Below are 25,933 nucleotides of genomic sequence, written 5' to 3'. Positions count from 1 at the left end.
GTTGGAGGTGGGCAGCGACGGTGCAAGGACCCCACCCCGCTGCGGCTAACCAGCAAGCTGGTAAGCCTCGCTGCCCATCCCGCAAGCGAGAGGGGAGATCATTCAATCTTCGAATGACCACTCCCCACCCCGATAGTCCGACATCCGGCTGCTTTCCGGGTTACGCGAGTCCCGCCGCCTCGATTGCCGCCAGCGCGCTGACCAGCCGCGCGTCGCCTTCTCCCTCGACCCACGCCCATGGCAGCCGCCGTCGTTCGAGTTCGCCAAGTGCAACCTCCATGAACTGACGCCGCGCGAGGTCGCTGCCGAACAGGCGCGTGCCATCCTCCTGCCACGGCAGGTCCATCGCGGGGACGAGATAGAGGTCGGCCGTCTCGCGCCACGCGTCGAGCGCGGGCAGTCGCCGTCCGAGCAGCATGATCGCCCACGCCTGCGTCATCAGCGGATCGGTGTCGGACATCAGCCATTCGGGATTTTGCGCCATCGCGTCGCGTGTCGCCGCGACATGGCCGTCGAAAATCGCGAGCAGATCGACCTCGCCGAATTCGGTGCCGTTCGCCTCGGCATAGGCGCGGCCATATTCGGGCACGACCACGCCGCCGAGACGCGCGGCGAGACGCGGCGCCAGCGTCGATTTTCCGGTGCTTTCGGCGCCGTGAAGGCAGATGTGACGGGTCATGCCGGCGCCGTTCCGGCCGCCGCGGCGCGGCGCCACTGGATCAGCCCGTCGATCGAGAGGCCGAGCAGCACGACATAGACCGCGCTGGTCGCGTAGAGGCCGCGCCACGCGAAGAGCGGCACCGCGATCAGGTCGACGAATATCCACAGCCACCAGCTTTCGACACGGCGCCACGCCAGCAGTCCTTGCGCGGTGATGCTGAGCATCGCGATCGCTCCGTCGATCCACGGCGCCGCGGCGTCGGTGAAGCGGTGCATCGCGGCGCTCCACATGGCCCACGCCGCGACGGTCGCGCTACCCCAAAGCCGACGCGCCCGCGCGCTCAGCCAGCCGACCGGAATGCCGCTGTCGTCCCGGGCGCGCACCCAGGCGGTCCAACCGTAGAGATTGAGCGCGAAGAAAAAACCCTGGAGCAGCATGTCGCTGTAGAGCTTCGCCTCGTAGAAGACGAGCGCGTAGAGGCTGACCGCGACGAGCGCGAAGGGATAGTTCCACACGCTGCGCAGCGCGACCAGCGCGACGTTGATCAGGACCAGCGCGGCGGCCAGCCATTCGATCTGACTCATTCGCCTGCCCCCGTGCGCGCTTCTGCCCGGGGTCGCGTCCACAGCCCTTCGCGGCTGATCCGGCGCTGCGGCGGCCGGCGCAGCACCGACCAGCCGGCACGCGCGACCCAGCCGAGCTTGGCGGCGAAGGACGTCGCGGTGCGGTGGTCCCAGGCATGATCGCCGCGCCGCCGCACCTCGCGGGCGATATCGCCGTAGATGCCGGTCGCGGCGAGCACCGCCCAGCGGCTGCGCGGGCCAAGCTTGCGCGCACCCCAGCGCGCCGACGCCTCATAATCCCCCGCCATCTCGGCCAGCCATTTGGCCATCACCGACAGGCGCGGGCGGAAGGCGGGGTGCATGTGCTGGCCCGGCGGGATGTCGAGTTCGACCAGCCATTCGTCGGGCAGGTAGCAGCGGTCGGCGGCGGCATCCTCCGCCACGTCGCGCGCGATATTGGCGAGCTGGAAGGCGATGCCGAGATCCGAGGCGCGGTCGAGCGTCGTCTCGTCGCCGGGGTCGATCCCCATCATCAGCGCCATCGCGACCCCGACCGCGCCCGCGACATGATAGCAATAGCGCAGCAGGTCGGCCTCGCTGCGCGGCCGCCAGTCGTCCGCGTCGAGCGCGAAGCCGGCAATGATGTCGTCGATGACGCTGCGCGGAATGGCGATTTCGGTGAGCAGCAGGCCGAGCGCGTCGCACGCGGGTTCACCGGTCGGATCGCCCGCATAGGCCCGGTCGGTCAGCGCGTCGATGCGCGCGAGCGCCGCCTTCGCATCATGCTTGCCGCCGCCGCCGTGCCGCATCGCCCCGCCATGATCCTGTCCGTCGACGAGGTCGTCGGCGGCGCGGCACCAGGCGTAGAGCAGCCAGACGCGCTCGCGCGTCTGCCGGTCGAACAGCCGGCTCGCGAGCGCGAAGCTCTTCGAGCCCCGCGCGATGCTGTCGTGCGCGAAACCGTGGAGGGCGTCGGCGTCGTAGCTCATAACCCTCTCCCCCTCAGGGGAGAGGGTTGGAAGAGGGGAATGAAAAAGGCAAGTTCACGCATCCGCCCCCTCCCCCCCGATCCCCTTTCCCCAAGGAAAGGGGGAGATCACAAATCGTCGGCCTTCATCGCGAAGATCGGTTCGTGCGGGCGATAATCCGCCATCTTGTCGAGCAGCTCGTCGATCCCGGCGTCGACGATCATGATCCCGGCGTGCGCCGGGCGGATGAAGCCGGTGTCGATCATCCGGCGATTGAAGGCGATCAGATCATTGTAGAAACCCGCCGCGTTGAGCAGCCCCACCGGCTTGGCATGATAGCCGAGCTGCGCCCAGCTTATCGCCTCCCACAGCTCGTCCATCGTCCCGACACCGCCGGGGATGGTGAGGAAGCCGTCGGAGAGGTCAGTGAACATGCGCTTGCGCTCGTGCATCCCCGAGACGACATGGAGCTCGGTGACGCCGCGGTGCGCGACCTCGGTGCCGACGAGCGCGTCGGGGATCACCCCGATCACCTCGCCGCCCGCCTCGAGCGCCGAATCGGCGACCGCGCCCATCAGCCCGAGCCGCCCGCCGCCATAGACGACGCCGATGCCGCGGCTCGCCAGCGTACGGCCGACGTGGCGCGCGGTTTCGATATAGACGGGATCGGCGGGGGTCGCGGACCCGCAATAGACGGCGAGGCGTTTCATAGCATGACACTCTATCTTGATCGTCATTCCCGCGAAGGCGGGAATCCATCACCTGCCTTCGCCTGAAAACCGTCAGGAGATGGATTCCCGCCTTCGCGGGAATGACGAAAATGTGAAGACCCTATATCCTTTCCAGCATCAGCGCAGCCGTCGCCTTGGCGCTGCCGACGACCCCGGGGATACCTGCGCCCGGATGCGTCCCCGCGCCGACGAAGTAAAGATTGGAAATCGCGTCGTCCCGATTGTGGGCGCGGAACCAGGCGCTCTGCCGCAGCAGCGGTTCGAGGCTGAAGGCGCTGCCGAGATGCGCCGAGAGGTCGCGCCCGAAATCACGCGGCGTATAGTGAAAGCGGGTGACGAGATTGGCGCGCAGCCCCGGCAGCACGCGCCGCTCGACCTCGGCGAGGATCGCGTCGGCGAAGCGCTGCCCGAACGCGCCGTCCCAGTCGGCCTGCGTCTTGCCGAGATGCGCGACCGGCGCGAGCGCATAGAAACAGGCGTGCCCCGCCGGCGCCATGCCGGCGTCGGTCGCGCTCGGATGGTGGAGGTAGAGCGAAAAATCGCCGGGCACGACGCCCTTGCGGTAGATGTCGTCGAGCAGACCCCGATAGCGCGGGCCGAACAGGATATTGTGATGCGCGATGTCGGGATAGGCGCCCTTCACCCCGAAATGGACCACGAACAGCGAGGGCGACCAGCGCTTGCGCGCGAGGCGGCGCGAGGCTTTCGGTCCGCGCCGATGCCCGGCGAGAAGGTCGCGGTAGCTGTGCATCAGGTCGCCGTTACACGCGACCGCATCGGCATCGGCGCGCCAGCCGCTTCGTGTCGTCACCCCGGTCGCGCGGTCGCCCCGCGTCTCGATGGCCGTCACCGGATCACCGAGCCGCAGCGTGCCGCCCAATCGTTCGAACAGCCGCACCAGCCCCGCGACCAGCGCATTGGTGCCGCCGCGCGCCCACCACAGCCCGCCCTGTTTCTCGATCATATGGATCGGCGCATAGATTGCGCTCGTCGTCATCGGATTGCCGCCGACGAGCAGGCTGTGGAACGACAGCGCCTGTCGCAATCGACCGTCTTTCACATGCGAGGAGACGACCGAATAGACGCTGCGCCACGCGCGATGGCGCATCAGCGCGGGCGCGGCGCGGAGCATCGACGCCATGTCGAGGAAAGCGGCCGAGCCGAGTTTTACATAGCCTTCCCGATACACCCCCTTCGCATAATCGAGGAAGCGCTCGTAGCCCGCGACGTCAGCGGGGTTGAACCGCGCGATTTCGGCGCGCAGCGCGGGCTCGTCGTTCGAATAGTCGAAGCGCGAGCCATCGGGCCAGTCGAGCCGGTAGAATGGCGCGACGGGCACCAGTTCGACGTCGGCGGCCATGTCCTGCCCGCTCAGCGCCCAGAGATCCCCAAGGCACGGCGGATCGGTGATGACGGTCGGCCCGGCGTCGAAGGTGAAGCCCTCGCGCCGCCAGTGATAGGCACGCCCGCCGGGCCGATCGCGCGCCTCGACGATGGTGGTCGCCACGCCCGCCGACTGGAGCCGGATCGCGAGCGCGAGGCCGCCGAACCCCGCGCCGACGACGATAGCCTTCATCGCCAGTCGAAACGCCGGAGCGCAGCGACGGCGCGGCCGATGGGTACCGGCGGCCTGCCGACCAGCAACCGCAGCTTGTCGCCGCGGCGCGAACGGCCGGCATAGAAACGCGCGATCAGTCCCGCAGGCAGGCGATAGAAGCGTTCGAAGATACGGTAGCGCTCATCGGGCTGCGCCGCGCGGAACAGCATCGCGCCGAGCATCCGGTAGAAGCGCTGGCGCCGCCATGACGCCGCGGCGCGCTCGCGCAGCAAGGCGGGCAGGTCGGGACCGATCGACTCGAGAAGCGCGGCGGCGGTGCGCACGGCATCGGGAAGGGAATAGCCGGTCGTCGCGTGAAACGTCCCGGCGCGCGCGCCGATGCGCGCGGTGCGGTCCGAGCGCGGCCAATAGCGGTCGAAATCGCCCGCGATCACCACCGGCAGCACCCCGCTCTCTTCGCGCGCCGCCGCCCTCTTCGCCTTCCACCCCTGCGCCCCGGCATAGGCCCTGATGCGCGCGCGGGCCGCCGGAACGTCGATGTCGGGCGAATCGCCGAAGCAAGTGTCCTCGATGAAGATCGTCTCCGCATCGAGCGGGAGCAGATAGGCGAAGCGATAGCCGTCCACCTGCTCGACCGTCGCGTCCATGACCACCGGCCGCGTCAGCCCGTGCCCGCCCCGAACGGTCAGCGCCTGCCCGACGAATGTCTGCCAGCCGCAGGTCAGCGCTGACCCGTTGCCGGCGCCGCGCGCGTCGATGACGTGCCGCGCGTCGAGCCGTCCGCCCGCGGCGAGCAGCACATGATCGGGCGCGACGTGGAGCGCGCGGTCGGCGACGACATGCCCCGCGGGCAGCGCCGCCGCGACCCCTTCGGCCAGTGCCTCGCCAGTGATGCTCTTGTAGCCCATGCGTAGCGTGCGGGCGTGGCCGGGGAAGCGGACGTCATAGGCGGGCCAGTGATGGCGGACGAGCGGCGCCACCAGCCAGCGGTCGCGCTTCGCGATGTCGCTGTCGAAGAAAGACCAGATATGGTTGCCGCCAACCGCCCCGGCCTCGATCAGCCGCACGTCGAGGTCGGGCCGCTTCGCCGCGAACGCAAGCGCCGCCAGCCCGCCGGCCAGCCCACCGCCGACGATGGCGATGTCGCAGCGCGAGGACGGGGTGGCGGTCATCGGGCTGGCGTAGCCGAGCGCGATAGCGTGGAAAAGCCTCTCTCCGCTCATTCTGAGCCCGTCGAAGGGGCGTCCGTCGCAAACATGCCTCCGACAGGCTATGGCCACCTTCGTCATTGCGAGCGCAGCAAAGCAAATCCAGGGCAGGCGGTAACCGCTCTGGATTGCTTCGCTGCGCTCGCAATGACGGTTTAAACCAACGCCGCGGATGACAAGGCTGCCCGCTTCCGGCTAAATCCGCCGGTGTCCGATATCGCGCTCCCGACCGCATCCACCGCAACCGCGCTTGCCATCGCGCTCTCCGCGCTGGCGATGACGGCAATCGTCGCGCTGCGCTATCTGGTCAGCAGCGGCGCCTTCGCCCTTGCGACGCGCCTCCGGCACCCTGGTCTCTATCGCGGGCGCGGCGCCCAGATGCGGCGCGAGATCGGCTGGAGCCTCGCCAGCACCGCGATCTACGGCCTGCCCGCCGGCATCGTCGCCTGGGGCTGGCAGGCGCATGGCTGGACCCGCATCTATGGCGACATCGACGCCCGGCCGCTCTGGTATCTGCCGGTCAGCCTGCTTCTCTATCTGCTGCTCCACGACAGTTTCTTCTATTGGACCCACCGGCTGCTCCATCGCCCGCGCTGGTTCCGCCTCGCCCATGCGGTGCACCATGAAAGCCGACCGCCGACCGCGTGGGCGGCGATGAGCTTTCACCCGATCGAGGCGGTCACGGGCGCGATCGTCGTTCCCGCGCTTGTCTTCCTGATCCCGATCCATGTCGCGGTGCTCGGCCTCGTGCTCGCGATCATGACGGTGATGGGCATCGGCAATCATATGGGGTGGGAGATGTTTCCGCGCGCGCTCGTCCATGGACCGGCGGGGCGCTGGCTGATAACGGCGACGCATCACCAGCGGCACCACGCCGCCTATCGGGGAAATTATGGCCTCTATTTCCGTTTCTGGGACAAGGCGTGCGGTACCGATATCGGGCTTGGCGACTTGCCGCCGTCCCGGCTAGGGCCGCGAGCGTGACCGGCTTTTCCTCGCGCATCCTCCTGTTCGCCGACCGCTGGCCCAAGGGCCTCGCGCTGCTGCTCGGCCTCGTCTCGGCCACAGGCTTCGCGCCGCTCGGCCTGTGGCCGCTGACGCTGCTCGCCTTCGCGGCATGGATGATGCTCGTCGCGCGAGCCCCGCGCGGCCGGCGCGCGCTCGGGATCGGCTGGGCATTCGGGGTCGGCCATTTCACGCTTGGCCTGAACTGGATCGCGACCGCCTTCACCTATCAGGCGGCGATGCCGGCGTGGCTCGGCTGGGTCGCGGTGCTGCTGCTGGCGCTCTATCTGGCTGCCTATCCGGCGCTCGCGGCGTGGGGGGCTTGGGCCGTGCAGACATTCGTCGCCCCTGCGAAGGCGGCGGCGGCGGGCAGCCAAGGCGCAAGGCCGAATGCGGCCCCTGCCTTCGCAGGGGCGACGCCGTCCTTCATCCTCGCTTTCGCCGCACTATGGACGCTGAGCGAATGGCTGCGAAGCTGGGTGTTTACGGGCTTTGCGTGGAATCCGCTCGGCGCGGTTGCGGTCGGACCGATGGCGTCTCCCGCGATCTGGATCGGAACCTATGGGCTCGGCGCACTGGCCGTGCTGGCGGCAGGCGTTCCGCTTCTGCTGGTCGCGCGGCGATGGAAGCTGGCCGGGCTTGCCGCCCTGCTCCTGGCAGGCATCACGGCCGGTGCCATTGCCAGCATCGCCGGCGCGGGGGCCGCCGCCGCGATAAACGGCAAGGCCGTGGATGCCCCGCAGCGCATCCCCATCACCCTCGTCCAGCCCAATATCGGGCAGGAGGACAAGTGGGAGGGCGGCAAGGCCGATGTCAATTTCGCCAAGCTCGCCGGGCTGACGGTGCCGAAGGGCGACGCGCCGCGCCTGATCCTGTGGCCCGAGGCGGCGATTCCCGACTATCTCGAGGCGGGCTATCCGCCCGTCTATTACGACCGTTCGCCGGCCGAGGCGCGCGGGCGGCTGACCAGCCTGATGAACCCGAACGACCTGATGCTGCTCGGCGCGCTGAAGCTGGAGGTCGACCCGACGGGCGAGGTCGTCGGCGCGCGCAACGCGGTGATGACGGTGCATGCCGACGGCAGCCTCGGCCCGCGCTACGACAAGGCGCATCTGGTTCCCTATGGCGAATATCTGCCGATGCGGCCTTTGCTGTCGGCGATCGGCCTGTCGCGGCTCGCGCCCGGCGACATCGATTTCTGGCCGGGGCCGGGGCCGCGCACGATCGACCTCGGCGCCTTTGGCAAGGCGGGGTTGCAGATCTGCTACGAGATCATCTTTTCGGGCCAGGTCGTCGACCGCGCGCACCGGCCCGATTTCCTCTTCAACCCCTCCAACGACGCCTGGTTCGGCGCGTGGGGGCCGCCGCAGCATCTGGCGCAGGCGCGGCTGCGGGCAATCGAGGAAGGGCTGCCGATCGTCCGCGCGACCCCGACCGGGATCAGCGCCGTGATCGATGCCGATGGACGGGTGCTCGAATCGATCCCGATGCACCGGGCGGGACGGATCGACACGCATATCCCGCGCGCCCATGCGCCGACACCCTTCGCGCGGCACGGCAACTATCTGTCCGTCGGCTTTGCGCTGCTGCTCCTCGCACTTGCCATTGCGTTCAGGCGTCGCGGACGCTAACAGCGGCCGGACATAAAGCATCCTTTATATTCGAATCAGAAGGCCTCCCATGCGCAACAGCTTCCTCTTCACGTCCGAAAGCGTGTCCGAAGGGCATCCCGACAAGGTGTCGGACCAGATTTCGGATTCGATCGTCGACCTGTTCCTGTCGAAAGACCCCGAAGCACGCGTCGCGTGCGAAACGCTGACCACGACCCAGCTCGTCGTGCTGGCGGGCGAGATCCGCTGCAAGGGCGTTTATGAGAATGGCGCCTGGGCGCCGGGCGCACTCGACGAGATCGAGGCCACCGTGCGCCGCACGGTGAAGGAGATCGGCTACGAGCAGGACGGCTTCCACTGGGAGACGCTGCGCTTCGAGAATAATCTCCACGGCCAGTCGGCGCATATCGCGCAGGGGGTCGACGAAGCCGCCGACAAGGACGAGGGCGCCGGCGACCAGGGCATCATGTTCGGCTATGCGTCGGACGAGACGCCCGACCTGATGCCCGCGACGCTCGACTACAGCCACAAGATTCTCGAGCGCATGGCGGCCGACCGCAAGGCGGGCACGGCGCCCTTCCTCGAGCCCGACGCCAAGAGCCAGGTCACGCTGCGCTATGCCAACGAGCGCCCGGTCGAGGCGACCGCGATCGTGGTGTCGACCCAGCATGCGCCGGGCTATTATTTCCATGGCGGCGAAGGCGACGAGGCGAAATATGCCGAGCTGCGCGACTATGTGAAGGGCGTGGTCGCCGACGTTCTGCCCGCCGAACTGCTGACCGCGAACACCGTCTATCACATCAACCCGACCGGGCGCTTCGAGATCGGCGGACCCGACGGCGACGCCGGGCTGACCGGTCGCAAGATCATCGTCGACACCTATGGCGGCGCGAGCCCGCATGGCGGCGGCGCGTTCAGCGGCAAGGACCCGACCAAGGTCGACCGCTCGGCAGCCTATATCACCCGCTACCTCGCCAAGAATATCGTCGCCGCGGGCCTCTCGCGCCGCTGCACGATCCAGCTTGCCTATGCAATCGGCGTCGCCGAGCCGCTGTCGGTCTATGTCGACCTGCACGGCACCGCGGCCGAGGGTGTGACCGAGGCGGCGATCGAACAGCTGATCCCGCAGCTCGTTCGGCTGACGCCCAAGGGCATCCGCACCCACCTTGGCCTCAACAAGCCGATCTATCGCGAAACCGCCGCCTATGGCCATTTCGGCCGCCAGGCGAACGGCGATGCTTTCCCGTGGGAACGCACCGACCTGACCGACAAGCTGAAGGCGGCATTCGCCTGATCGACCGCCGGGGCGCTTGCCGCCCCGGCGCCGTATCGCTAACGCGCCCGCCATGACCGCTTACAAGTCCGGCGACCCGACCACGCTCAACCGCCTCTATGGCCGCGCCAAGGGCAAGCCCCTGCGCGCCGGGCAGCAGGAGTTGATCGACAGCCTGCTGCCGCGCATCGCGGTGCCGGATGGCGGCGAAGTTGGCGCGCAGCGTCTGTTCGGCGACGATCGTCCGCTGCATTTCGAGATCGGTTTCGGCGGCGGCGAGCATATGGCGGCGCGCGCCGACATGCTGCCCGATCACGGCTTCATCGGCGCCGAACCCTTTGTGAATGGCGTCGCGCAGGCCCTCGTCCATGTCGCGGGGGATCATGGACAGCACCCGCCGCTGGGCAACGTCCGCATCCGGCATGGCGACGCGCTGGAGGTGCTGCGCCGGGTGCCGGATAGTGCCTTGTCCTTCGTCTATCTGCTCCATCCCGATCCCTGGCCCAAGGCGCGGCACGCGAAGCGGCGGATGATGAACGACGGCCCGGTCGACCTGATCGCCGCAAAGCTGAAGCCCGGAGGGGAATTCCGCTTCGGCACCGACCATCCCGTCTACCTCGCCCACGCGCTGATGGTGATGCGGCGGCACCGGCACCAGTTCGAATGGCTGGCGGAAAGCGCGGAGGATTTCCTGACCCGCCCCGCCGGCTGGCCCGAGACGCGCTACGAAGCCAAGGCGCGGGCACAGGGGCATGAGGTCTGGTATTTCCGCTACCGCCGCAAATAGCGGCGCCGCAATATAATCATATAATATTTTGATTTACGCGCGACCGGCCAAGCCTGTATAGGCCGGGGCGGACGGAGGGCGTGCGCGCCCCGTCCGTTCGCCACCTGCCCCGTCACCGGCCAGCGAGGATCGCATGCAACTCACCCATTTCATCGGCGGCAAATCCGTCGCCGCCGACACGCCGTTCGCAAGCCTGAACCCGTCGAACACCGACGAGACCGTCGCCACCTATCCCGCCGGCGGCGCGGCCGAGGTCGATGCGGCGGTCGAGGCCGCCGCCGCCGCTTTCCCGGCCTGGTCGCAGGCGTCCCCCGAGCTGCGGTCCGATCTGCTCGACCGCGTCGGGACGCGGCTGTTCGCCGAGGCCGCGGCGCTGGGCGAACTGCTTGCGCGCGAGGAAGGCAAGACCCGCGCCGAGGCGACGGGCGAAGTGCTGCGCGCCGCGCGCATCTTCAAATATTTCGCGGGCGAGGCGCTGCGCCGCCACGGCCGGACGCTCGAATCGACGCGCCCCGGCGTCGACGCCGCGACGTATCGCGAGGCGGTCGGCGTGTTCGGCCTGATCACCCCATGGAATTTCCCGATCGCGATCCCTGCGTGGAAGGCGGCGCCCGCGCTCGCCTTCGGCAACACGGTGGTCATCAAGCCCGCCAACGCGACCCCGGCGATCGCCCACGCGCTGGCAGCGATCATCCACGAGGCCACCGACAGCCTGAAGGCGCCGGGCGGCATCTTCAACCTCGTGCTCGGCCAGGGCGGAGTCGGCGCCGCGATCGCCGACCATCCCGGCATCGCGGGGGTCAGCTTCACCGGATCGCAGGCGGTCGGCGCCAAGGTCGGCATGGCCGCGATGGCCCGGCAGGCGCGGGTGCAGATGGAGATGGGCGGCAAGAATCCGCTTGTCATCCTCGCCGACGCCGATCTGGACAAAGCGGTCGCCATCGCGCTCGACGGCGGCTTCTTCCAGACCGGCCAGCGCTGCACCGCGTCGAGCCGCGTGATCGTCGAGGACGCGATCCACGACCGCTTCGTCGCCGCGCTCGCCGAACGCGCGCGGGCGCTGAAGGTCGGCGCCGCGCTAGACCCCGATACCCAGGTCGGCCCAGCGGCGAGCGAGCAGCAGTTCGAACAGAATCGCCATTATGTCGAGCTGGCGCAGCAGGAGGGCGGCCGGCTCGTCGCCGGCGGCGAGGCGCTGCGGCTCGCCACGCCCGGCTATTATATGAGCCCGGCGCTGATCGCCGACACCGATCCCGACATGCGGATCAACAGGGAGGAGGTGTTCGGCCCTGTCGTCTCCACCGTGCGCGTCAAGGATTATGAAGCGGCGCTCGCGCTGGCCAACCAAGGGAATTTCGGACTGTCGGCGGGCATCGTCACGACCTCGCTCAAGCACGCGCGCCATTTCCGCCGCAATGTCCGCGCCGGGATGGTCATGGTCAATCTGCCGACCGCCGGAGTCGACTATCACGTCCCCTTCGGCGGCACGCGCGGGTCGAGCTATGGCCCGCGCGAACAGGGGTTCGCCGCGGTCGAATATTACACGCAGATGAAGACCGTCTATACCGCCGACTGACGGCCCCGCCGGCGAGGAGGAAGCCATGGCCGATCTTGCGTCGCCCTTCGGCCTCTCCGGCCATCATGCGCTGATCACCGGCGGCGGCAGCGGGCTTGGCCTGGCGGCGGCGCGCTGTATGCGCGAAGCCGGGGCGGCGGTCACCATCGTCGGCACCGATGCGGCGAAGCTCGCCCGCGCACGGGCCGAACTCGGCGACGTGTCGGCGATGGCGTTCGACGTCACCGCGGTCGAGGCGGCGGAGGACTTCGCCGCGCGCGTCGCCGATAGGCATGGTCCGGTATCGGTTCTGGTCAACAACGCCGGCAACACGGTCAAGAAGCCGCTCGACGCGATGACGCCCGCCGATTTCCAGTCGGTGCTCGATGTCCATGTCTCGGGCGCCTTCGCGCTCACCCGCGCCTTTCTGCCGCAGATCGCCGCGCACGGCGCGGGATCGGTGCTGTTCACCGCGTCGATGGCCTCCTTCCTCGGCATCCCCGAGATCGCGGGCTATTCGGCGGCGAAGGCCGCGCTCGTCGGCCTGACGCGCTCGCTGGCGACCGAGTTGGCGCCGCGCGGCGTGCGCGTCAACGCCGTCGCGCCGGGCTGGATCGACACGCCGCTGTTCCGGAGCGCGAGCGCGAAGGACCCCGCGCGTGTCGACCGGATCAACCGGCGCATTCCGATGGGCCGCTTCGGCACGCCCGAGGAGATCGGGCTGGCGATGGTCTATCTCGCCTCCCCCGCCGCCGCCTATGTCACCGGACAGGTGCTGGCGGTCGACGGCGGGGCGCTCCACGCCTTCTGACGCGCGCCAAGGTCCTGACCCTATTCGGCGACGATATCGACCGCCGAGACGATCGGTTCGCCGACCCGCTTCGTAAAGTCGATCGTCAGTATCCCGTCCGACACGCGCGCCGGCAGAACGATCGTCGCCGCCTTCAGCTTGCCCTTGCCGAGCGCGAAGGGGTCGACCCCGCGCCGCGCGGCGCCGCCGCTGACCGCGACGTCGAACACGCGCTTGCCCGCGGCGTCCTCTGCCGGTTCGAAGAGATGGAGCGTCACGCGGTAGCGGCCGTTGGCGACGGGAACGCGATAGGCGGCGATGCCGCTGCGGTAATTTTCATAGAGCGCCGGCTGATCGGTCCCCGTGACCTGCAAATGCGGGTCCTGTTCCTCGCTGCCCGGCGCGGCATAGATCTCGCGGCGGAAGCGGTTGAGCGGCGCGCCCTTGCCACCGTCGAAATAATTGTCCGAGCCGTAGCGGACGCCGCCCACCACCGCGCCGGTCAGCGTGCCGCTGCGGATATGGACGTCGTTCGCGCCGCCGTCGTAGCGCCATTCGGCGCTGTCGCGCACCAATCCCGCCTCGGCGACGAGGTTGTTCGCGCCCGCATCGAGCCGGACGGATTTCCATACGCAAACAGCGTCGATGCAATTCGTCCAGCCGATGTCGCGGCCGTTGACCGACAGCCGCGCGCGCGGCTGGTTCGAATAGGCGCGCACATCGACGCTGCGATAGGCGCGATCGGTGTAGCGCTTGCCGGTCAGGTGCAGCACCGGCACGTCGGTCCGCCACGCGGCCTGATAGAAATAATAAGCGTCCTTCTTCACCTTGCGGTCGAAGCTGACCAGCCCCTTGGTGTTGACGTCGGTGGTGTCGCCTTCCTCGCGCACCTCGCTCGCGGCGTCGAACATCTGCCAGACCCATGCGCCATAGAGCCACTCGAGCCCCTTGATCTGCGCCCACGAGCGTTCGTGGATATAGCTTTCGATCTCTTCGGGCTGCGGGCGCGACACGTTCATGACCTTGCCGCCATGGACATTGTCGGTGTGCTGGCTGAGGGCGCCGCCGCCGCCATATTCGCCGAGCGAGACGGGCAGGCCGGGGAATTTGCGATGCAATTCGGTCAGATGCGCGGCGAGATCCTCGACCTCGTCGACATAGCCCTTGCCGTACCAGCCGATATAGCGGTTGAAGCCGACCGTGTCGGCGATGCCGGTCAGAATCGGGCGGTCGTCATCCTCGCCCGGCAACGGCTCGCAACAGGTCGCCATCGTCGTCGGGCGCGTCGGGTCCTCGCGCTTGGCCAGCGCGTTCAGCGCCTCCATCAGCGGCCGCGGGTTGGAGGGGGTCAGCCCCTTCCAGCTCCAGTTGGTGACCTCGTTGCCGATCGACCACATCGCGACCGAGGGGTGGTTGTAATTCTGCCGGATCAGCTCGATCATCTGCATTTCGGCATTGGCGCGCATTTCGGGCGGCGTGTCCTTCACCCCCTTGGGCGCGGTCTGGTTGACGAGGCCGAGTTCGGCCCACAGGATCATGCCGGTGCTGTCGGCGAGGTCGTAGAAGGGCGTCGCCTGATTATAGTGCGACAGCCGCACCGTATTGGCGCCGAGGTCGCGGATCAGCGCCATATCCTGTTCATGGTCGGCCTTGGTCAGCGCCCAGCCCCTGGCATAGCGGTCCTGGTGGCGCGACACGCCGTGGAGCTTGAGCGGCTTGCCGTTGAGGAAAAAGCCCTTGTCCGCGTCGATGGCGATGGTGCGGATGCCGAGCGGCTGTTCGACCCGGTCGATCAGTCGGCCCTTCGCGTCGCGCACCTCGGCCAGGATGCGATAGAGATAGGGATCGGCGAGCCCGTTCCAGCGATGCGGATCGGCGACGCGCAGCCGCGTCTCGTCGCTGGCGACGGCATCGGCGGCGATCGGCACCTTGCGGTCGCTGCGCGCGACGACCTTTCCATCGGCATCGAGGATGGTCACCCGCAGCCGCGCCTCGGCCGCCTTCGCGCCGTCGTTCGCGAGGCGCGTGCGCACCGCCACCTCTGCCCCCGCCGCGTCGAGCGCGGCGACATGGCCGTAAACGCCGGGGCCGCCATGATCCATCAGGTCGATGTGGACGGGATCGACGGCGATCTGCGTCACCGGGCGATAGAGGCCGCCGAACATCATGAAATCGCCCGACAGCGGCACGACATGCCAGGTCGCGCTGCCCGGATCGGGCTTGCTGTTGTCGGTCCGCACCGCCAGCACATTGTCGCAGCCGGGCCGCATCGCCGCACTCGCATCGAGGCGGAAGCGCGAGAAGGCACCTTCGTGGCGACCAAGCCTGACGCCGTTCAGCCAGACGTCGGCGACGATGCTCGCCGCGTCGAATTCCAGGAAGCTACGCTTGCCCGCCGCAGGCGCGCAGAGGGTGCGGCGATACCAGCCCATGCCGCGGTCGGCGTTGATCGTCGCGTCGCGGGCCGTGCCAGGATTGCCGAGCCGGTTCCACGTGTGCGGCACCGCGACCTTTGCCCAGTCGCTATCGTCGAAGCCCGGCCGGGCGGGCAATTCGTCGGCGATTCCGAAGTCGAACGACCAGCCGTCGGCCAGCGCCTGCACCTCGCGCGCTTCGGCGGGCATTGCCGCCGTCAGAGCCAAAGCCGATATCGTCGCGATCCACCGCACATCCATCTCCCGCGTTTCTGAAATATAAGAATCATATATTGATATCTCAGAAACGCCAAGGCATAACGTCGCCCGAAACGCAAAATCGGGGAGATGCGACATGCCGGGCCGAATCGGAACGACAAGCCTTGCGGTGCTGGCCGCCGCGATGCTGGCGCCGTCCGCCGTGGCGCAGACCGAGGGATTGACGCGCCCGACCGTCACCATCGCGGTATCGCCGGCCGGCAACGACGCCGCCGACGGCAGCGTCGCCCACCCCTTTCGCACCCTGACCCGCGCGCAGGCTGCGGTACGCGCCGCCAATGCGAACAGCGACGTCGTCGTGCGGATCGCCGACGGCACCTATCGCCTCGACGCGCCGATCACCTTGGCTGCCGCCGACGGCGGGCAGAAGGGCTGGGTCGTCACCTGGGCCGCGGCGCCCGGCGCGAAGCCCGTGCTGTCGGGCGGGGTCGCGGTGACGGGGTGGAAACTCCACGACAAGGCGCGCCATATCTATGTCGCCGACGTCCCGCGCGGCATCGCGAGCCGCCATCTGTTCGTCGACGGCCGGATGGCCGAGCGCGCCGCGGTCGAGCTGGATCGCAGCAAAGTCCGCTTCACCGACGCGGGGCTCGAAGTGGACGATCCCGTCGCCGGCGACCTGTCGCGCCTCGGCCGCAACGGGGCGCTCGAACTGGTCGGGCTTGGCCATTTCACCACCCGCTTTTCGCCGGTCGAGCGCATCGAAGGCCGGACGCTGGTGATGAAGCAGCCCGCGTGGGCGAACAATATCTGGGGCTATGACACGCTCGCGCATCCCTATAACCCCGAAGAGGGCAAGCTCTATCTGCGCGGCGACCTCGCCTTCCTGACCCGGCCGAACCAGTGGGTGCTCGATGCCGCGGCGGGCAAGCTCTATTACCGGCCCGCCGACGGCGCCGACATCGCGCAGCTCGACGTCGAGCTGCCGCGCCTCGAAAGCCTGCTCCATATCGCCGGCACCTATGACGCGCCGGTGCGCAACGTGACGGTTCGCGGGCTGCGCTTTTCGCACACGAGCTGGCGCGGCCCCAACGGGCCGGAGGGCTATGCGAGCCAGCAGAGCGGCTCCTATCTGACCGGCCGCGCCGCCGCCTATCCCGCCGACCCGCTCGTCACCTGCAAATGGGGCTGCCCCGCGTTCGAAAGCGTGCGCAATGAATGGTCGCAGATGCCCGCCGCGGTGCAGGTGGCGGCGGCCGAGGGCATCCGCTTCGACGGCAATGTCTTCGCCCATCTCGGCCAATATGCGCTCGGCATCGGCAATGATCCGAGCGCCAATGCCTCGGGCGTCGGGCTGGGCGCGGTCGATGTCGTCGTCTCGCGCAACGTCTTCACCGACCTGGCCGGCGGCGCGATCGTCGCGGGCGGGGTGCGGCGCGACGCACACCACCCTTCCGACCCGCGGATGACCAACCGCCAGCTCACCATCGTCAACAACCTCGTCCGGTCGGTGTCGAAGGACTACAGCGACAACAGCGCGATCCTCTCCACCTATGTCGACGGGGCGCAGATCGTCCACAATGACATCAGCGACACGCCCTATGACGCGATCGACATCGGCTATGGCTGGGGGATGCACGATGCGGGCGGCAATCCCAATTACCGCACGCGGATGCACGGCTACGACTGGCCGCAGAACAAGGTCTATGAAACGCCGACCACGCACCGCAACGTCGTCGTCGCCTATAACCGCATCTACGACACCAAGACGCATTTCGAGGATGGCGGCGCGATCTACAATCTGTCCGCCAGCCCGGGCACGGTGATCGCCGAAAACCACATCTTCGACCTCAACCGCCGCATCGCCCTCTATCTCGACGAGGGGTCGAAATATATCACGGTACGGAACAACGTCGTCGACGACGCGGGCAAGTGGCTCAACATCAATGCGGTGACCCCGGCGGTCAAGATGTGGCTGCGCGTGTCGACCGACAATCTCGCGACCGGCAACTGGCACAATGGCGGCGAGGTCGGCGGCTGGTGGACCCCCTATCTGAACAACCGGATCGAAGAGGATCATCCCGTCACGGGCGACGCCTGGCCGGCCGAGGCGATCGCGGTGATGGCCAATGCGGGCATCGAGCCGGGCGCGGGCGACATATCCTATCGCGACGTGCGCGCCCGTCCCAATCCCCATGCCAAGACGAAGGACGACAAATGACCGGCGTTTCGCGTTCCATGCTCGATCGCGCCGACGTCAGCCGGCGCGCCGCGCTGCTCGGCATCGGTACCGCGGCGGCGATGAGCCCGTCGATCGTCCGCGCGACCGGATCGCTGGCGGGCTTTCACAATGTGCGCGATTATGGCGCCAGGGGTGACGGCCGCACGGTCGATTCGGGCGCGATCAACAAGGCGATCACGGCCGCCGCGCGTGCCGGCGGCGGCACCGTCGTGGTTCCGCCGGGCCGCTATCTCTGTTTCTCGATCCGGCTGCAGAACGACGTCACCATCGCGCTCACGGCCGGCGCCGTCATCGAGGCCGCGGACCCCGACAGGCATGGCGGCCGCTATGACGCGCCCGAAAATTATCTGGAGGAGCAATTCCAGGATTTCGGGATCACCCACGTCCACAACAGCCTGATCTATGGCGACGGCGTCAGCAATGCCGCCATCGTCGGCCGGGGGATGCTGCACGGGCTGGGGCTCGACCGCGAGGGACCGGGCGCGCACTGGCACGGGGTCGAGGGGTGGCAGTCGGCGAAGGCGCTCGGCATCTCGCCCAGGGAGCTGCTGCTGCGCGACCCCAAGGAACAGGCCACGCTGGGCCGCGCCAACAAGGCGATCGGGCTGATGAACTGCCGCAACATCCTGCTGCGCGATTTCACCATCCTGCAGGCGGGCCATTTCAGCGTGATCGCGCACGGCGTGACCAACATGACGATCGACGCGCTGACGATCGACACCGACCGCGACGGCATCGACATCGATTGCTGCCGCGACGTACGCGTGACGAACTGCATCGTCAACGCGCCCAAGGACGACGCGATCGTGCTGAAAAGCAGCTATGCGCTGGGACGCAAGGTCCGGTGCGAGGATATCGCGATCCTCGGCTGCAAGACCAGCGGCTATACGATGGGCAGCCTGCTCGACGGCAGCTATCGCAAATCGGACTATGCCGCGCCCGACAAGCTCGGCCCGCTCGGCCGGATCAAGATGGGGACCGAAACCAACGGCGGTTTCCGCAACATATTGATTTCCGACTGCACCTGCGAAGCGAGCCGCGGCATCCTGATCGGCGTCGTCGACGGCGGCACCATGGAGGATGTGGTGGTGTCGGACATCGTGATGCGCGATCCGGTCAACCATCCGCTGTTCGTCCACCAGTCGGGCCGCCTGCGCGCGCCCGAGGGGACGATGATCGGCCAATGCCGCCGCATCCGTTTCGACAATATCAACGTGTCGGGCGCCAACCCGCGCTTCCCGTGCGGGCTGACGGGGCAGAAGGGCTATCCGATCGAGGATGTGACCTTCTCCAACATCTTCGTCCAGAGCGCCGGCGGCGGCACCGCGGCCGACGCCGCGCGCGTGCCCGAGGAGCGTCCGACGTCGAGCCTCGAGGTCAGCTATCTGCGCACGCTGCCCGCGCAGGGCCTCTATGCCCGCCATGCCGAGCGGCTGACGGTGCGCGGCGTCGAATTCGTGGTCGACAAACCCGACGCGCGGCCGCTGTTCCTGCTCGACGACGTGCAGGGCGCGACGATCGACGGCGTGACCTCCGCGCAGCCGCGCGACAAGGCGCTGGTCCAGCGCGGTAGCAGCAACGTGGCGCTCGGCGACGTGCGAACGGTGGGTTGATGCGCCTTCCCCATTTCCATTTCCCCACGAAGGACGACCGATGACCGGAGTTTCCCACCACATGATCGAGCGCGCCGACGTCAGCCGGCGCGCCGCCCTGTTCGGCATTACCACCGCCGCGGCGATGAGCCCGTCGATCGTCCGTGCGACCGGGTCGCTGTCGGGTTTTCACGACGTGCGCGACTATGGCGCCAAGGGGGACGGCCGCACGGTCGATTCGGACGCGATCAACAAGGCCATCATGGCCGCCTCGCGCGCCGGCGGCGGCACGGTCATCATCCCGCCGGGGCGCTATCTGTCCTTCTCGATCCGGTTGCAGAGCCACATCACGCTGCTGATCGCGCAGGGCGCGGTGCTCGAGGCCGCCGATCCGACGAAACATCCGGGCCAATATGACCTGCCCGAGGGGGTCTATGAGGAGCAATATGTCGATTACGGCCTCGCCCATTATCACAACAGCCTGATCTATGGCGACGGGGTCAGCGACGTCGCGGTGCTCGGCCCCGGCATGATTCACGGGCTGGGCCTGCGCCGCGCGGGCCCGGGGCCGAAGTGGCACGGCGTCAAGGGCTGGGTATCGCCGAAGGCGCGCGGCATGGATCCGCACGAGGCGCGGCTGAGCGATCCCGCCGAACGCGCCGAGGAAGGCAAGGGCAACAAGTCGCTCGCCTTCAAGAATTGCCGCAATGTCCTGCTGCGCGACATCACCATCCTGCAAGGCGGTCATTTCTGTCTATATGCGCTCGGCTGTTCGGGAATGACGATAGACAATCTGCGCGTCGATACCGACCGTGACGGCCTCGACATCGACTGCTGCCGCGACGTCAAGATCAGCAATTGCACGGTCAACGCGCACAAGGACGACGCGATCGTCCTCAAGAGCAGCTACGCGCTCGAACGCAAGCTGATGTGCGAGGATGTAACGATCATCGGCTGCAAGACCAGCGGCTATGCGCTCGGCACGATGCTCGACGGCACCTATCAATTGTCCGACTATCGCGCGCCCGACGATGTCGGCGTGCTCGGGCGGATCAAGCTGGGCACCGATTCGGTCGGCGGCTTCCGCAACATCCTGGTCACCGGCTGCACCTGCGAAAATTCGCGCGGGCTTCAGATGGGCGCCATCGACGGCGGCACGCTGGAGGATGTGACCTTCAGCGACATCACGATGCGCAACATCGTCAACCACCCGATCTTCGTCCGCCTGTCGGTGCGCAACCGCGCGCCGCGCGACGCCGGCGTCGCGACGGTGCGGCGCGTGCGGTTCGACGATATCAACGTGTCGGGCGCCAACGGCCGCTATGCCTGCGGCGTCGTCGGCGTCGAGGACGGGATCATCCGGGACGTCACCTTCTCCGGCGTCCACGTGTCGAGCGAGGGCGGCGGGACCGCGGCCGATGCGGCGCTGGAGCCGCCCGAGCGCCGCAACAGCAGCCTTGAGCCGAGCTTCATGAAGACCTTTCCGGCGCACGGCCTCTATGTCCGCCATGCGCAGCGGATCGCGGCGGTCGATTGCAGCTTCGTCACCGAAAAACCCGACGCGCGGCCCGCGATCCTGTTCGACAATCAGAGCAGCGGCTTCGTGTCCGGCCTGCGGTCGCAGCACGCGCCGGACGAGGCGGTCGTGGCCCGCAATGGCGGCCGGGTGAAGGCGGTCGACACGGTGCAACTGAGCTGATGCTTTTGGTTTGTCCCGTTCGTGTCGAGCGCAGTCGAGACACCCATCGGCCTCGCGCTACTTTGATGGGTGTCTCGACTACGCTCGACACGAACGGACAAAAGAGGGCAGCTTGATGTCATTGCGATCCAGGGCATCCAGACCCCGCCTGCTCGTCACGCGGCGGCTGCCAGCGGCCGTCGAGGATCATTTCCGCGCCCGATACGACGTCGAACTCAACCCCGCCGACACACCGCTCGACGCCGCGGCGCTGCGCGCGGCGATGACGCGGTTCGACGCCATCTGTCCGACGATCACCGACCGTTTCGACGCGGCGGTTCTGGACGCGCCCGGCGCGACCGTGACAATCCTGGCCAATTACGGCGCGGGTTTCGAGCATATCGACCTCGACGCGGCAAAGCGCGCCGGCATTGCCGTCACCAACACCCCCGACGTGCTGACCGAGGCGACCGCCGACCTGGCCATCCTGCTGATGCTGATGGCGACGCGGCGCGCCGGCGAGGGCGAGCGCGAGCTGCGCGCCGGGCGCTGGACCGGCTGGCGGCCGACCCACATGATCGGCCAGGGGGTGGCGGGCAAGACGCTCGGCCTCGTCGGGTTCGGGCGCATCGCGCGCGCCACCGCAGAGCGCGCGCGCGCCGGCTTCGGCATGAGAATCGCCTATTTCAGCCGCCGCGAAGCCGAGGATGCGGGGGATGCGGTCTTTTACCCGACGCTGAAGGCGCTCGCCCGCGAGGCCGACATCCTGTCGCTGCACGTCCCCGGCGGCGCCGAGACGCGGCACATGATCGACGCACCGCTGCTCGCCGCGCTGAAGCCCGGCGCGGTTATCGTCAACACCGCGCGCGGCAGCGCGATCGACGAGGCGGCGCTCGCCGCGGCGCTCGCGAGCGGGCATGTCGCCGCCGCCGGGCTGGACGTGTTCGAGCGCGAGCCGGCGGTGCATCCGGCGCTGCTCGCCTGCGACAATGCGGTGCTGCTGCCGCACCTCGGCAGCGCGACGATCGAGGCGCGCACCGCGATGGGGATGCGCGCCGCCGCCAATCTGGAAGCCTGGTTCGCCGGCCGCGACCTGCCCGACCGTGTCGCCTGACAGCGCTCCTGCCACCGCCCTCGCCATTGCCGCCACCGCCATCCTGGGCTGGGCGGCGGAGCCGGATGCGCCGCGCCCGCTGGTCGTCGGCCTGTGCGGCGCGCAGGGCAGCGGCAAGTCGACGCTCGCCGCCGCGCTTGCGGACCGGCTGACCGCCGCCGGACATCGCACCGCCATTCTCGCCCTCGACGACCTCTATCTGCCCGCCGCGGAGCGCGCCGCCCTTGCACGCACGGTCCATCCGCTGCTGCGCGTGCGCGGCGTGCCCGGCACCCACGACCCCGAACGCGGTCTGGCGCTGCTCGACCGGCTCGGCCAGCCGGGGCCGGTGGTCCTGCCCCGCTTCGACAAGGCGACCGACGACCGCGCCGCGCCCGCGACGGTGGCGGGACCGTTCGACATCATCCTGTTCGAGGGCTGGTGCGTCGGTGCGGCGCCGCAAGCGGCCGCCGACCTCGCCGATCCCGTCAACGCGCTGGAGGCCGAAGCCGATGCGCACGGCGTCTGGCGGCGCCATGTCAACGCCGCGCTCGCCGGCCCCTATCGCGCGCTGTCCGACCGTATCGACCGGCTGATCCTGCTCGCGGCGCCCGGCTTCGAGGTCGTGCATCGCTGGCGGCTTCAGCAGGAAGAGGCGTTGCGTACCCTCCAGCCCGAGGGCGCGGGCCTGATGGACGCCGCCGCCGTGGGCGTCTTCATTCAATATTATGAGCGACTGACGCGGCACATCCTGACCGAAATGCCCGGCCGCGCCGACCTCACCCTCCACCTCGACCCCGACCGGCGCGTGATCCGCGCCGACAGCAAGGATATATCCCGATGACGCTTCCCTTTACGCCCGACTGGCTTCCCGACGACTGGCGGAGCGCACGGCTGCTCGGGCGGATCGAGACCGCCGACGGGCCGACCCCGGTGCTCGTCGCGGGCGGCATCGTCCACGACATGAGCGCGGTCGCGCCGACCGTCGCGGCGCTGGTCGAAGCGCGCGCCTTCGATGCGGGCGCCGGGCACGCGATCGGCCCGCTGGACGATCTTGCGCCGACGCTGGCGCTGCTGTCGCCCATCGACCTGCAATGCGTGAAAGCCGCGGGGGTGACCTTCGCCCTGTCGGCGGTCGAGCGGGTGATCGAGGAACGCGCACGCGGCGACGCGGCGGCGGCGGGCGCGATCCGCGCCGCGCTGGAAGCGCGCGTCGGCGCCAGCATCCGTTCGGTCGTGCCCGGCACCGATGCCGCCGCCGCGCTCAAGGAAGCGCTGATCGGCGAAGGGCTGTGGTCGCAATATCTGGAGGTCGCGATCGGCCCCGATGCCGAGATTTTCACCAAGTCGCCGGTGCTGTCGACCGTCGGCGCGGGCGGCGACATCGGGGTGCGATCCGATTCGACCTGGAACAATCCCGAACCCGAGATCGTGCTCGTCGCCGATCCCGATGGCCGCGCGGTGGGCGCGACGCTGGGCAATGACGTCAACCTGCGCGATTTCGAGGGGCGTTCGGCGCTGCTGCTCGGCAAGGCGAAGGACAATAATGCCTCCTGCGCGATCGGCCCGTTCATCCGCCTGTTCGGCGATGATTTCGGCATGGACGATGTGCGCGGCGCGGTCGTCGACCTGACCATCGACGGGCCGGAGGGTTACCGTCTCGAAGGCCGCAGCGCGATGGACCAGATCAGCCGCGATCCCGAAGAGCTGCTGCGCCAGGCGATGAGCGAGCATCATTATCCCGACGGCTTCGTCCTTTTCCTCGGCACGCTGTTCGCGCCGACGCAGGATCGCGACGAGCCGGGGCGCGGCTTCACCCACAAGGTCGGCGACCTCGTACGCATCGCCGAACCGCGGCTCGGCGCGCTGGTGAACCGCGTGCGGACCAGCGCCGAAGCGCCCGCCTGGACCCGCGGCATCGGCGCGCTGATGCGCAATCTCGCGCGGCGCGGCCTGCTGAACTGATATATCTATTGATTGAATTGATCTCTCTGTATATGCTTGCGGCATAACAGCAGAGAGGGTTTTTCTGATGGTCGACCTTTTCGGCCGCCGCATGAGCCGCCGCGCCGTCGCCGCGCATTGCGGTGCGCTGTCGCAATTCGCGGGCGTGCGCCTGATGACGCTGGGCGACGGGGTCGAGCGCGGCATCCGCATGCTCGAATTCCGGACCGGGACGGGGCTGCGCTTCACCGTCCTCGTCGACCGCGCGCTCGACATCGCCGATTGCGAGCACAAGGGGCGGGCGGTCGGCTGGAACTCGCCCGCGGGCTTTCGCCATCCCGGCTTGCACGACTATGAGGGCGAGGGCGGGCTCGCCTGGCTGCGCTCCTTTTCGGGGCTGATCGTCACCTGCGGGCTCGACCATATCCTGTTCATGGATGACGACGATGCGAGTCACTATGTCTATCGCCCGCGCGAGACCGTCTCCTCCTCGCTCCACGGCCGGATCGGGACGATCCCGGCGCGGCTGACCGGCTATGGCGAGCGCTGGGACGGCGATGAATGCACGTTATGGTGCGAGGGCGTCGTCCAGCAATCGACGGTGTTCGGCGAGGACCTCCACCTGATCCGCCGCATCGAGGCAAAGGTCGGCAGCGACGAGATCCGGCTGCACGACCGCGTCGTCAACCACGGCTTTTACCGCACGCCGCACATGTATTGCTATCATATCAACGTCGGCCATCCGGTGCTTGCCGAGGGATCGCGCTATCTCGCGCCCATTGCCGAGACGGTGTGGGCCGCGCACGCCGGCGACGATTATCGTAAGCAGGGCGCCGGCTATCGCACCCTTCCCGCGCCGCAAATGAATTTCCACGAACAGGTGTGGCAGCACGAGATGGTCGCCGATGCCGCCGGCGAGGTGCCGGTCGCGCTGGTCAACGACGCGGTCGGCCTCGGCTTTGAGGTGGTGACGCGCAAGGACCAGTTTCCTTGCCAATATCAGTGGCAGAATCTGCAGTCGGGCCAATATGCGATGGGCATCGAGCCCTCGACCAACCATGTCCTCGGCAAGCCCTTCGCACGCGAGCGCGGCGAGCTGATTTGGCTCGACCATGGCGACGAGCGGCGGTACGACACCGTGCTGCGCATCCTCGACGGCGGCGCCGCGATCGCCGGGAGCGAAGCGCGCATCCGCGCGATCGCGCCCCAGCCCGATACCGACTATCCCGAGCCGACGGGCGATTATCGGCCGATCGCCGGGCGCGGGGCGCGGGCATGAGCGTCGCGGGCAAGACCATCCTCTACACCGGGGCCGCGGGCGGGCTCGGGCTGCGCTCGACGCTGGCGCTGCTGGCGAAGGGCGCGCGCGTCGTCGCGGTCGACCACGACCCCGCGAAAATCGCGGCGCTGACCGAGGCGGCGGGCGGCGACGCAGGGCTGCACCTCGTCGCGACCGACATGTCCGACCTCGATGGTTTTCGCGCCGCGCTGACCGAGGCGAGCGCCGCGACCGGCGGCTTCGACGTCGTGATCAACAATGCCGCCCTCTATCCGTCCAAACCCTTCGACGAATTCACCGTCGAGGAGCATCAGGCGGTGCAGCGCGTCAATGTCGACGCCGGCATCGTCGCGGTGCAGGTCGCGCTGCCGACGATGCGCGCGCGCGGCTGGGGCCGCATCGTCAATATCGCGAGCGTCACCTTCTATGGCGGCTGGGCGCTGCTGTCGCCCTATGTCGCGTCGAAGGGCGCGCTGGTCGGGCTGACGCGGGCGTGGGCGCGCGAGTTCGGCCCCGACGGCGTCACCGTCAACGCGATCGCGCCCGGCGCCTTCCCGACCGACGCCGAGAAAATCCATCCCGACCCGGAAGGCTATACGCGCTTCGTGCTCGACCATCAGGCGGTCAAGCGCCGCGGCACCCCCGACGACATCGCCGAAGCGCTCGCCTTCCTCGCTTCCGACGCGGCGGGATTCATCACCGGCCAGACGCTGAATGTCGATGGCGGCTGGGTCATGCACTGACGACGAGGAAAGCAGCAGAT

21 protein-coding genes are annotated in these 25,933 nt (G+C 68.5%); 14 read left to right on the top strand and 7 right to left on the bottom strand.

Annotation, left to right across the window (positions count from 1 at the left end; translation table 11 throughout):
- Positions 1-160: 160 nt before the first annotated feature.
- From FHR21_RS05420 to crtY, 6 genes are all read right to left on the bottom strand, one after another.
- A complete protein-coding gene (locus tag FHR21_RS05420; protein WP_184096088.1) occupies positions 161-679 on the bottom strand; it encodes an AAA family ATPase in 519 nt (172 codons plus the stop codon).
- Positions 676-1,245 (bottom strand): nicotinamide riboside transporter PnuC, encoded by a 570-nt coding sequence (gene pnuC, locus FHR21_RS05415; protein WP_184096086.1) that lies wholly within the window; start codon positions 1,243-1,245, stop codon positions 676-678. The genes FHR21_RS05420 and pnuC overlap by 4 nt, the downstream gene beginning before the upstream one ends.
- Complete coding sequence (locus FHR21_RS05410; protein WP_184096084.1) at positions 1,242-2,213, bottom strand: phytoene/squalene synthase family protein; 972 nt, start codon at positions 2,211-2,213, stop codon at positions 1,242-1,244. Before FHR21_RS05410 ends, pnuC begins: the two co-directional genes overlap by 4 nt.
- 107 nt (positions 2,214-2,320) lie before the next feature.
- A complete protein-coding gene (locus FHR21_RS05405; protein WP_184096082.1) occupies positions 2,321-2,902 on the bottom strand; it encodes an LOG family protein in 582 nt (193 codons plus the stop codon).
- Between the two features lie 121 nt (positions 2,903-3,023).
- Complete coding sequence (locus FHR21_RS05400) at positions 3,024-4,505, bottom strand: phytoene desaturase (RefSeq protein WP_184096502.1); 1,482 nt, start codon at positions 4,503-4,505, stop codon at positions 3,024-3,026.
- The gene (gene crtY, locus FHR21_RS05395) at positions 4,496-5,653 is read right to left on the bottom strand and encodes a lycopene beta-cyclase CrtY (RefSeq protein ID WP_184096080.1); all 1,158 of its coding nucleotides are present in this window, start codon (positions 5,651-5,653) and stop codon (positions 4,496-4,498) included. Before crtY ends, FHR21_RS05400 begins: the two co-directional genes overlap by 10 nt.
- 312 nt (positions 5,654-5,965) lie before the next feature.
- On the opposite strand from crtY, the gene FHR21_RS05390 reads away from it, so the two are divergent.
- The 6 genes from FHR21_RS05390 (at position 5,966) to FHR21_RS05365 (ending at position 12,730) form a co-directional block, all read left to right on the top strand.
- A complete protein-coding gene (locus FHR21_RS05390) occupies positions 5,966-6,673 on the top strand; it encodes a sterol desaturase family protein (protein WP_184096500.1) in 708 nt (235 codons plus the stop codon).
- Positions 6,670-8,325, top strand: a complete 1,656-nt coding sequence (gene lnt, locus FHR21_RS05385; RefSeq protein WP_184096078.1) for an apolipoprotein N-acyltransferase — start codon at positions 6,670-6,672, stop codon at positions 8,323-8,325. Before FHR21_RS05390 ends, lnt begins: the two co-directional genes overlap by 4 nt.
- Before the next feature lie 49 nt (positions 8,326-8,374).
- The gene (gene metK / locus FHR21_RS05380; protein ID WP_184096076.1) at positions 8,375-9,598 is read left to right on the top strand and encodes a methionine adenosyltransferase; all 1,224 of its coding nucleotides are present in this window, start codon (positions 8,375-8,377) and stop codon (positions 9,596-9,598) included.
- A gap of 52 nt (positions 9,599-9,650) precedes the next feature.
- The gene (gene trmB / locus FHR21_RS05375) at positions 9,651-10,364 is read left to right on the top strand and encodes a tRNA (guanine(46)-N(7))-methyltransferase TrmB (RefSeq protein WP_184096074.1); all 714 of its coding nucleotides are present in this window, start codon (positions 9,651-9,653) and stop codon (positions 10,362-10,364) included.
- A gap of 133 nt (positions 10,365-10,497) precedes the next feature.
- Positions 10,498-11,940: an aldehyde dehydrogenase family protein gene (locus FHR21_RS05370; protein WP_184096072.1), complete on the top strand. Its 1,443-nt coding sequence runs from the start codon at positions 10,498-10,500 to the stop codon at positions 11,938-11,940.
- Between the two features lie 25 nt (positions 11,941-11,965).
- Positions 11,966-12,730: an SDR family NAD(P)-dependent oxidoreductase gene (locus FHR21_RS05365; RefSeq protein WP_184096069.1), complete on the top strand. Its 765-nt coding sequence runs from the start codon at positions 11,966-11,968 to the stop codon at positions 12,728-12,730.
- Between the two features lie 20 nt (positions 12,731-12,750).
- On the opposite strand, the gene FHR21_RS05360 is transcribed toward FHR21_RS05365, so the two are convergent.
- Entirely contained in the window at positions 12,751-15,333 is a 2,583-nt protein-coding gene (locus FHR21_RS05360) for a glycoside hydrolase family 2 TIM barrel-domain containing protein (protein ID WP_221235012.1), read from the bottom strand.
- A 145-nt stretch (positions 15,334-15,478) separates the two neighbouring features.
- On the opposite strand from FHR21_RS05360, the gene FHR21_RS05355 reads away from it, so the two are divergent.
- The 8 genes from FHR21_RS05355 (at position 15,479) to FHR21_RS05320 (ending at position 25,913) form a co-directional block, all read left to right on the top strand.
- Positions 15,479-17,563, top strand: coding sequence for a right-handed parallel beta-helix repeat-containing protein (locus FHR21_RS05355; RefSeq protein ID WP_184096065.1), 2,085 nt, complete (start codon positions 15,479-15,481; stop codon positions 17,561-17,563).
- Complete coding sequence (locus FHR21_RS05350; RefSeq protein ID WP_246427068.1) at positions 17,560-19,197, top strand: rhamnogalacturonidase; 1,638 nt, start codon at positions 17,560-17,562, stop codon at positions 19,195-19,197. The genes FHR21_RS05355 and FHR21_RS05350 overlap by 4 nt, the downstream gene beginning before the upstream one ends.
- Positions 19,198-19,237: 40 nt before the next feature.
- Positions 19,238-20,875, top strand: coding sequence for a rhamnogalacturonidase (locus FHR21_RS05345; protein WP_246427067.1), 1,638 nt, complete (start codon positions 19,238-19,240; stop codon positions 20,873-20,875).
- Between the two features lie 115 nt (positions 20,876-20,990).
- The gene (locus FHR21_RS05340) at positions 20,991-21,968 is read left to right on the top strand and encodes a 2-hydroxyacid dehydrogenase (protein ID WP_184096063.1); all 978 of its coding nucleotides are present in this window, start codon (positions 20,991-20,993) and stop codon (positions 21,966-21,968) included.
- 25 nt (positions 21,969-21,993) lie between these two features.
- Positions 21,994-22,791 (top strand): kinase, encoded by a 798-nt coding sequence (locus FHR21_RS05335; protein WP_184096494.1) that lies wholly within the window; start codon positions 21,994-21,996, stop codon positions 22,789-22,791.
- A complete protein-coding gene (locus tag FHR21_RS05330) occupies positions 22,788-23,912 on the top strand; it encodes a fumarylacetoacetate hydrolase family protein (protein WP_184096061.1) in 1,125 nt (374 codons plus the stop codon). The genes FHR21_RS05335 and FHR21_RS05330 overlap by 4 nt, the downstream gene beginning before the upstream one ends.
- A gap of 67 nt (positions 23,913-23,979) precedes the next feature.
- Entirely contained in the window at positions 23,980-25,170 is a 1,191-nt protein-coding gene (locus FHR21_RS05325; protein WP_184096059.1) for an aldose 1-epimerase family protein, read from the top strand.
- Positions 25,167-25,913 carry an SDR family NAD(P)-dependent oxidoreductase gene (locus FHR21_RS05320; RefSeq protein WP_184096057.1) on the top strand — a complete coding sequence of 249 codons (747 nt, stop codon included), beginning with the start codon at positions 25,167-25,169 and terminating at the stop codon, positions 25,911-25,913. Before FHR21_RS05325 ends, FHR21_RS05320 begins: the two co-directional genes overlap by 4 nt.
- Positions 25,914-25,933 lie beyond the last annotated feature (20 nt).

Source organism: Sphingopyxis panaciterrulae (assembly GCF_014199295.1).
In the GTDB taxonomy this organism is placed as follows: domain Bacteria; phylum Pseudomonadota; class Alphaproteobacteria; order Sphingomonadales; family Sphingomonadaceae; genus Sphingopyxis; species Sphingopyxis panaciterrulae.
This window is presented reverse-complemented; position numbering and strand designations above follow the sequence as displayed.

Excerpts from the sequence above, each read along its gene's own strand:
- FHR21_RS05420 (WP_184096088.1), bottom strand. The coding sequence starts at position 679 with ATGACCCGTCACATCTGCCTTCACGGCGCCGAAAGCACCGGAAAATCG.
- pnuC (WP_184096086.1), bottom strand. The coding sequence starts at position 1,245 with ATGAGTCAGATCGAATGGCTGGCCGCCGCGCTGGTCCTGATCAACGTC.
- FHR21_RS05410 (WP_184096084.1), bottom strand. The coding sequence starts at position 2,213 with ATGAGCTACGACGCCGACGCCCTCCACGGTTTCGCGCACGACAGCATC.
- FHR21_RS05405 (WP_184096082.1), bottom strand. The coding sequence starts at position 2,902 with ATGAAACGCCTCGCCGTCTATTGCGGGTCCGCGACCCCCGCCGATCCC.
- crtY (WP_184096080.1), bottom strand. The coding sequence starts at position 5,653 with ATGACCGCCACCCCGTCCTCGCGCTGCGACATCGCCATCGTCGGCGGT.
- FHR21_RS05390 (WP_184096500.1), top strand. The coding sequence starts at position 5,966 with ATGACGGCAATCGTCGCGCTGCGCTATCTGGTCAGCAGCGGCGCCTTC.
- metK (WP_184096076.1), top strand. The coding sequence starts at position 8,375 with ATGCGCAACAGCTTCCTCTTCACGTCCGAAAGCGTGTCCGAAGGGCAT.
- trmB (WP_184096074.1), top strand. The coding sequence starts at position 9,651 with ATGACCGCTTACAAGTCCGGCGACCCGACCACGCTCAACCGCCTCTAT.
- FHR21_RS05370 (WP_184096072.1), top strand. The coding sequence starts at position 10,498 with ATGCAACTCACCCATTTCATCGGCGGCAAATCCGTCGCCGCCGACACG.
- FHR21_RS05365 (WP_184096069.1), top strand. The coding sequence starts at position 11,966 with ATGGCCGATCTTGCGTCGCCCTTCGGCCTCTCCGGCCATCATGCGCTG.
- FHR21_RS05360 (WP_221235012.1), bottom strand. The coding sequence starts at position 15,333 with ATGCCCGCCGAAGCGCGCGAGGTGCAGGCGCTGGCCGACGGCTGGTCG.
- FHR21_RS05355 (WP_184096065.1), top strand. The coding sequence starts at position 15,479 with ATGCCGGGCCGAATCGGAACGACAAGCCTTGCGGTGCTGGCCGCCGCG.
- FHR21_RS05350 (WP_246427068.1), top strand. The coding sequence starts at position 17,560 with ATGACCGGCGTTTCGCGTTCCATGCTCGATCGCGCCGACGTCAGCCGG.
- FHR21_RS05345 (WP_246427067.1), top strand. The coding sequence starts at position 19,238 with ATGACCGGAGTTTCCCACCACATGATCGAGCGCGCCGACGTCAGCCGG.
- FHR21_RS05340 (WP_184096063.1), top strand. The coding sequence starts at position 20,991 with ATGTCATTGCGATCCAGGGCATCCAGACCCCGCCTGCTCGTCACGCGG.
- FHR21_RS05330 (WP_184096061.1), top strand. The coding sequence starts at position 22,788 with ATGACGCTTCCCTTTACGCCCGACTGGCTTCCCGACGACTGGCGGAGC.
- FHR21_RS05325 (WP_184096059.1), top strand. The coding sequence starts at position 23,980 with ATGGTCGACCTTTTCGGCCGCCGCATGAGCCGCCGCGCCGTCGCCGCG.
- FHR21_RS05320 (WP_184096057.1), top strand. The coding sequence starts at position 25,167 with ATGAGCGTCGCGGGCAAGACCATCCTCTACACCGGGGCCGCGGGCGGG.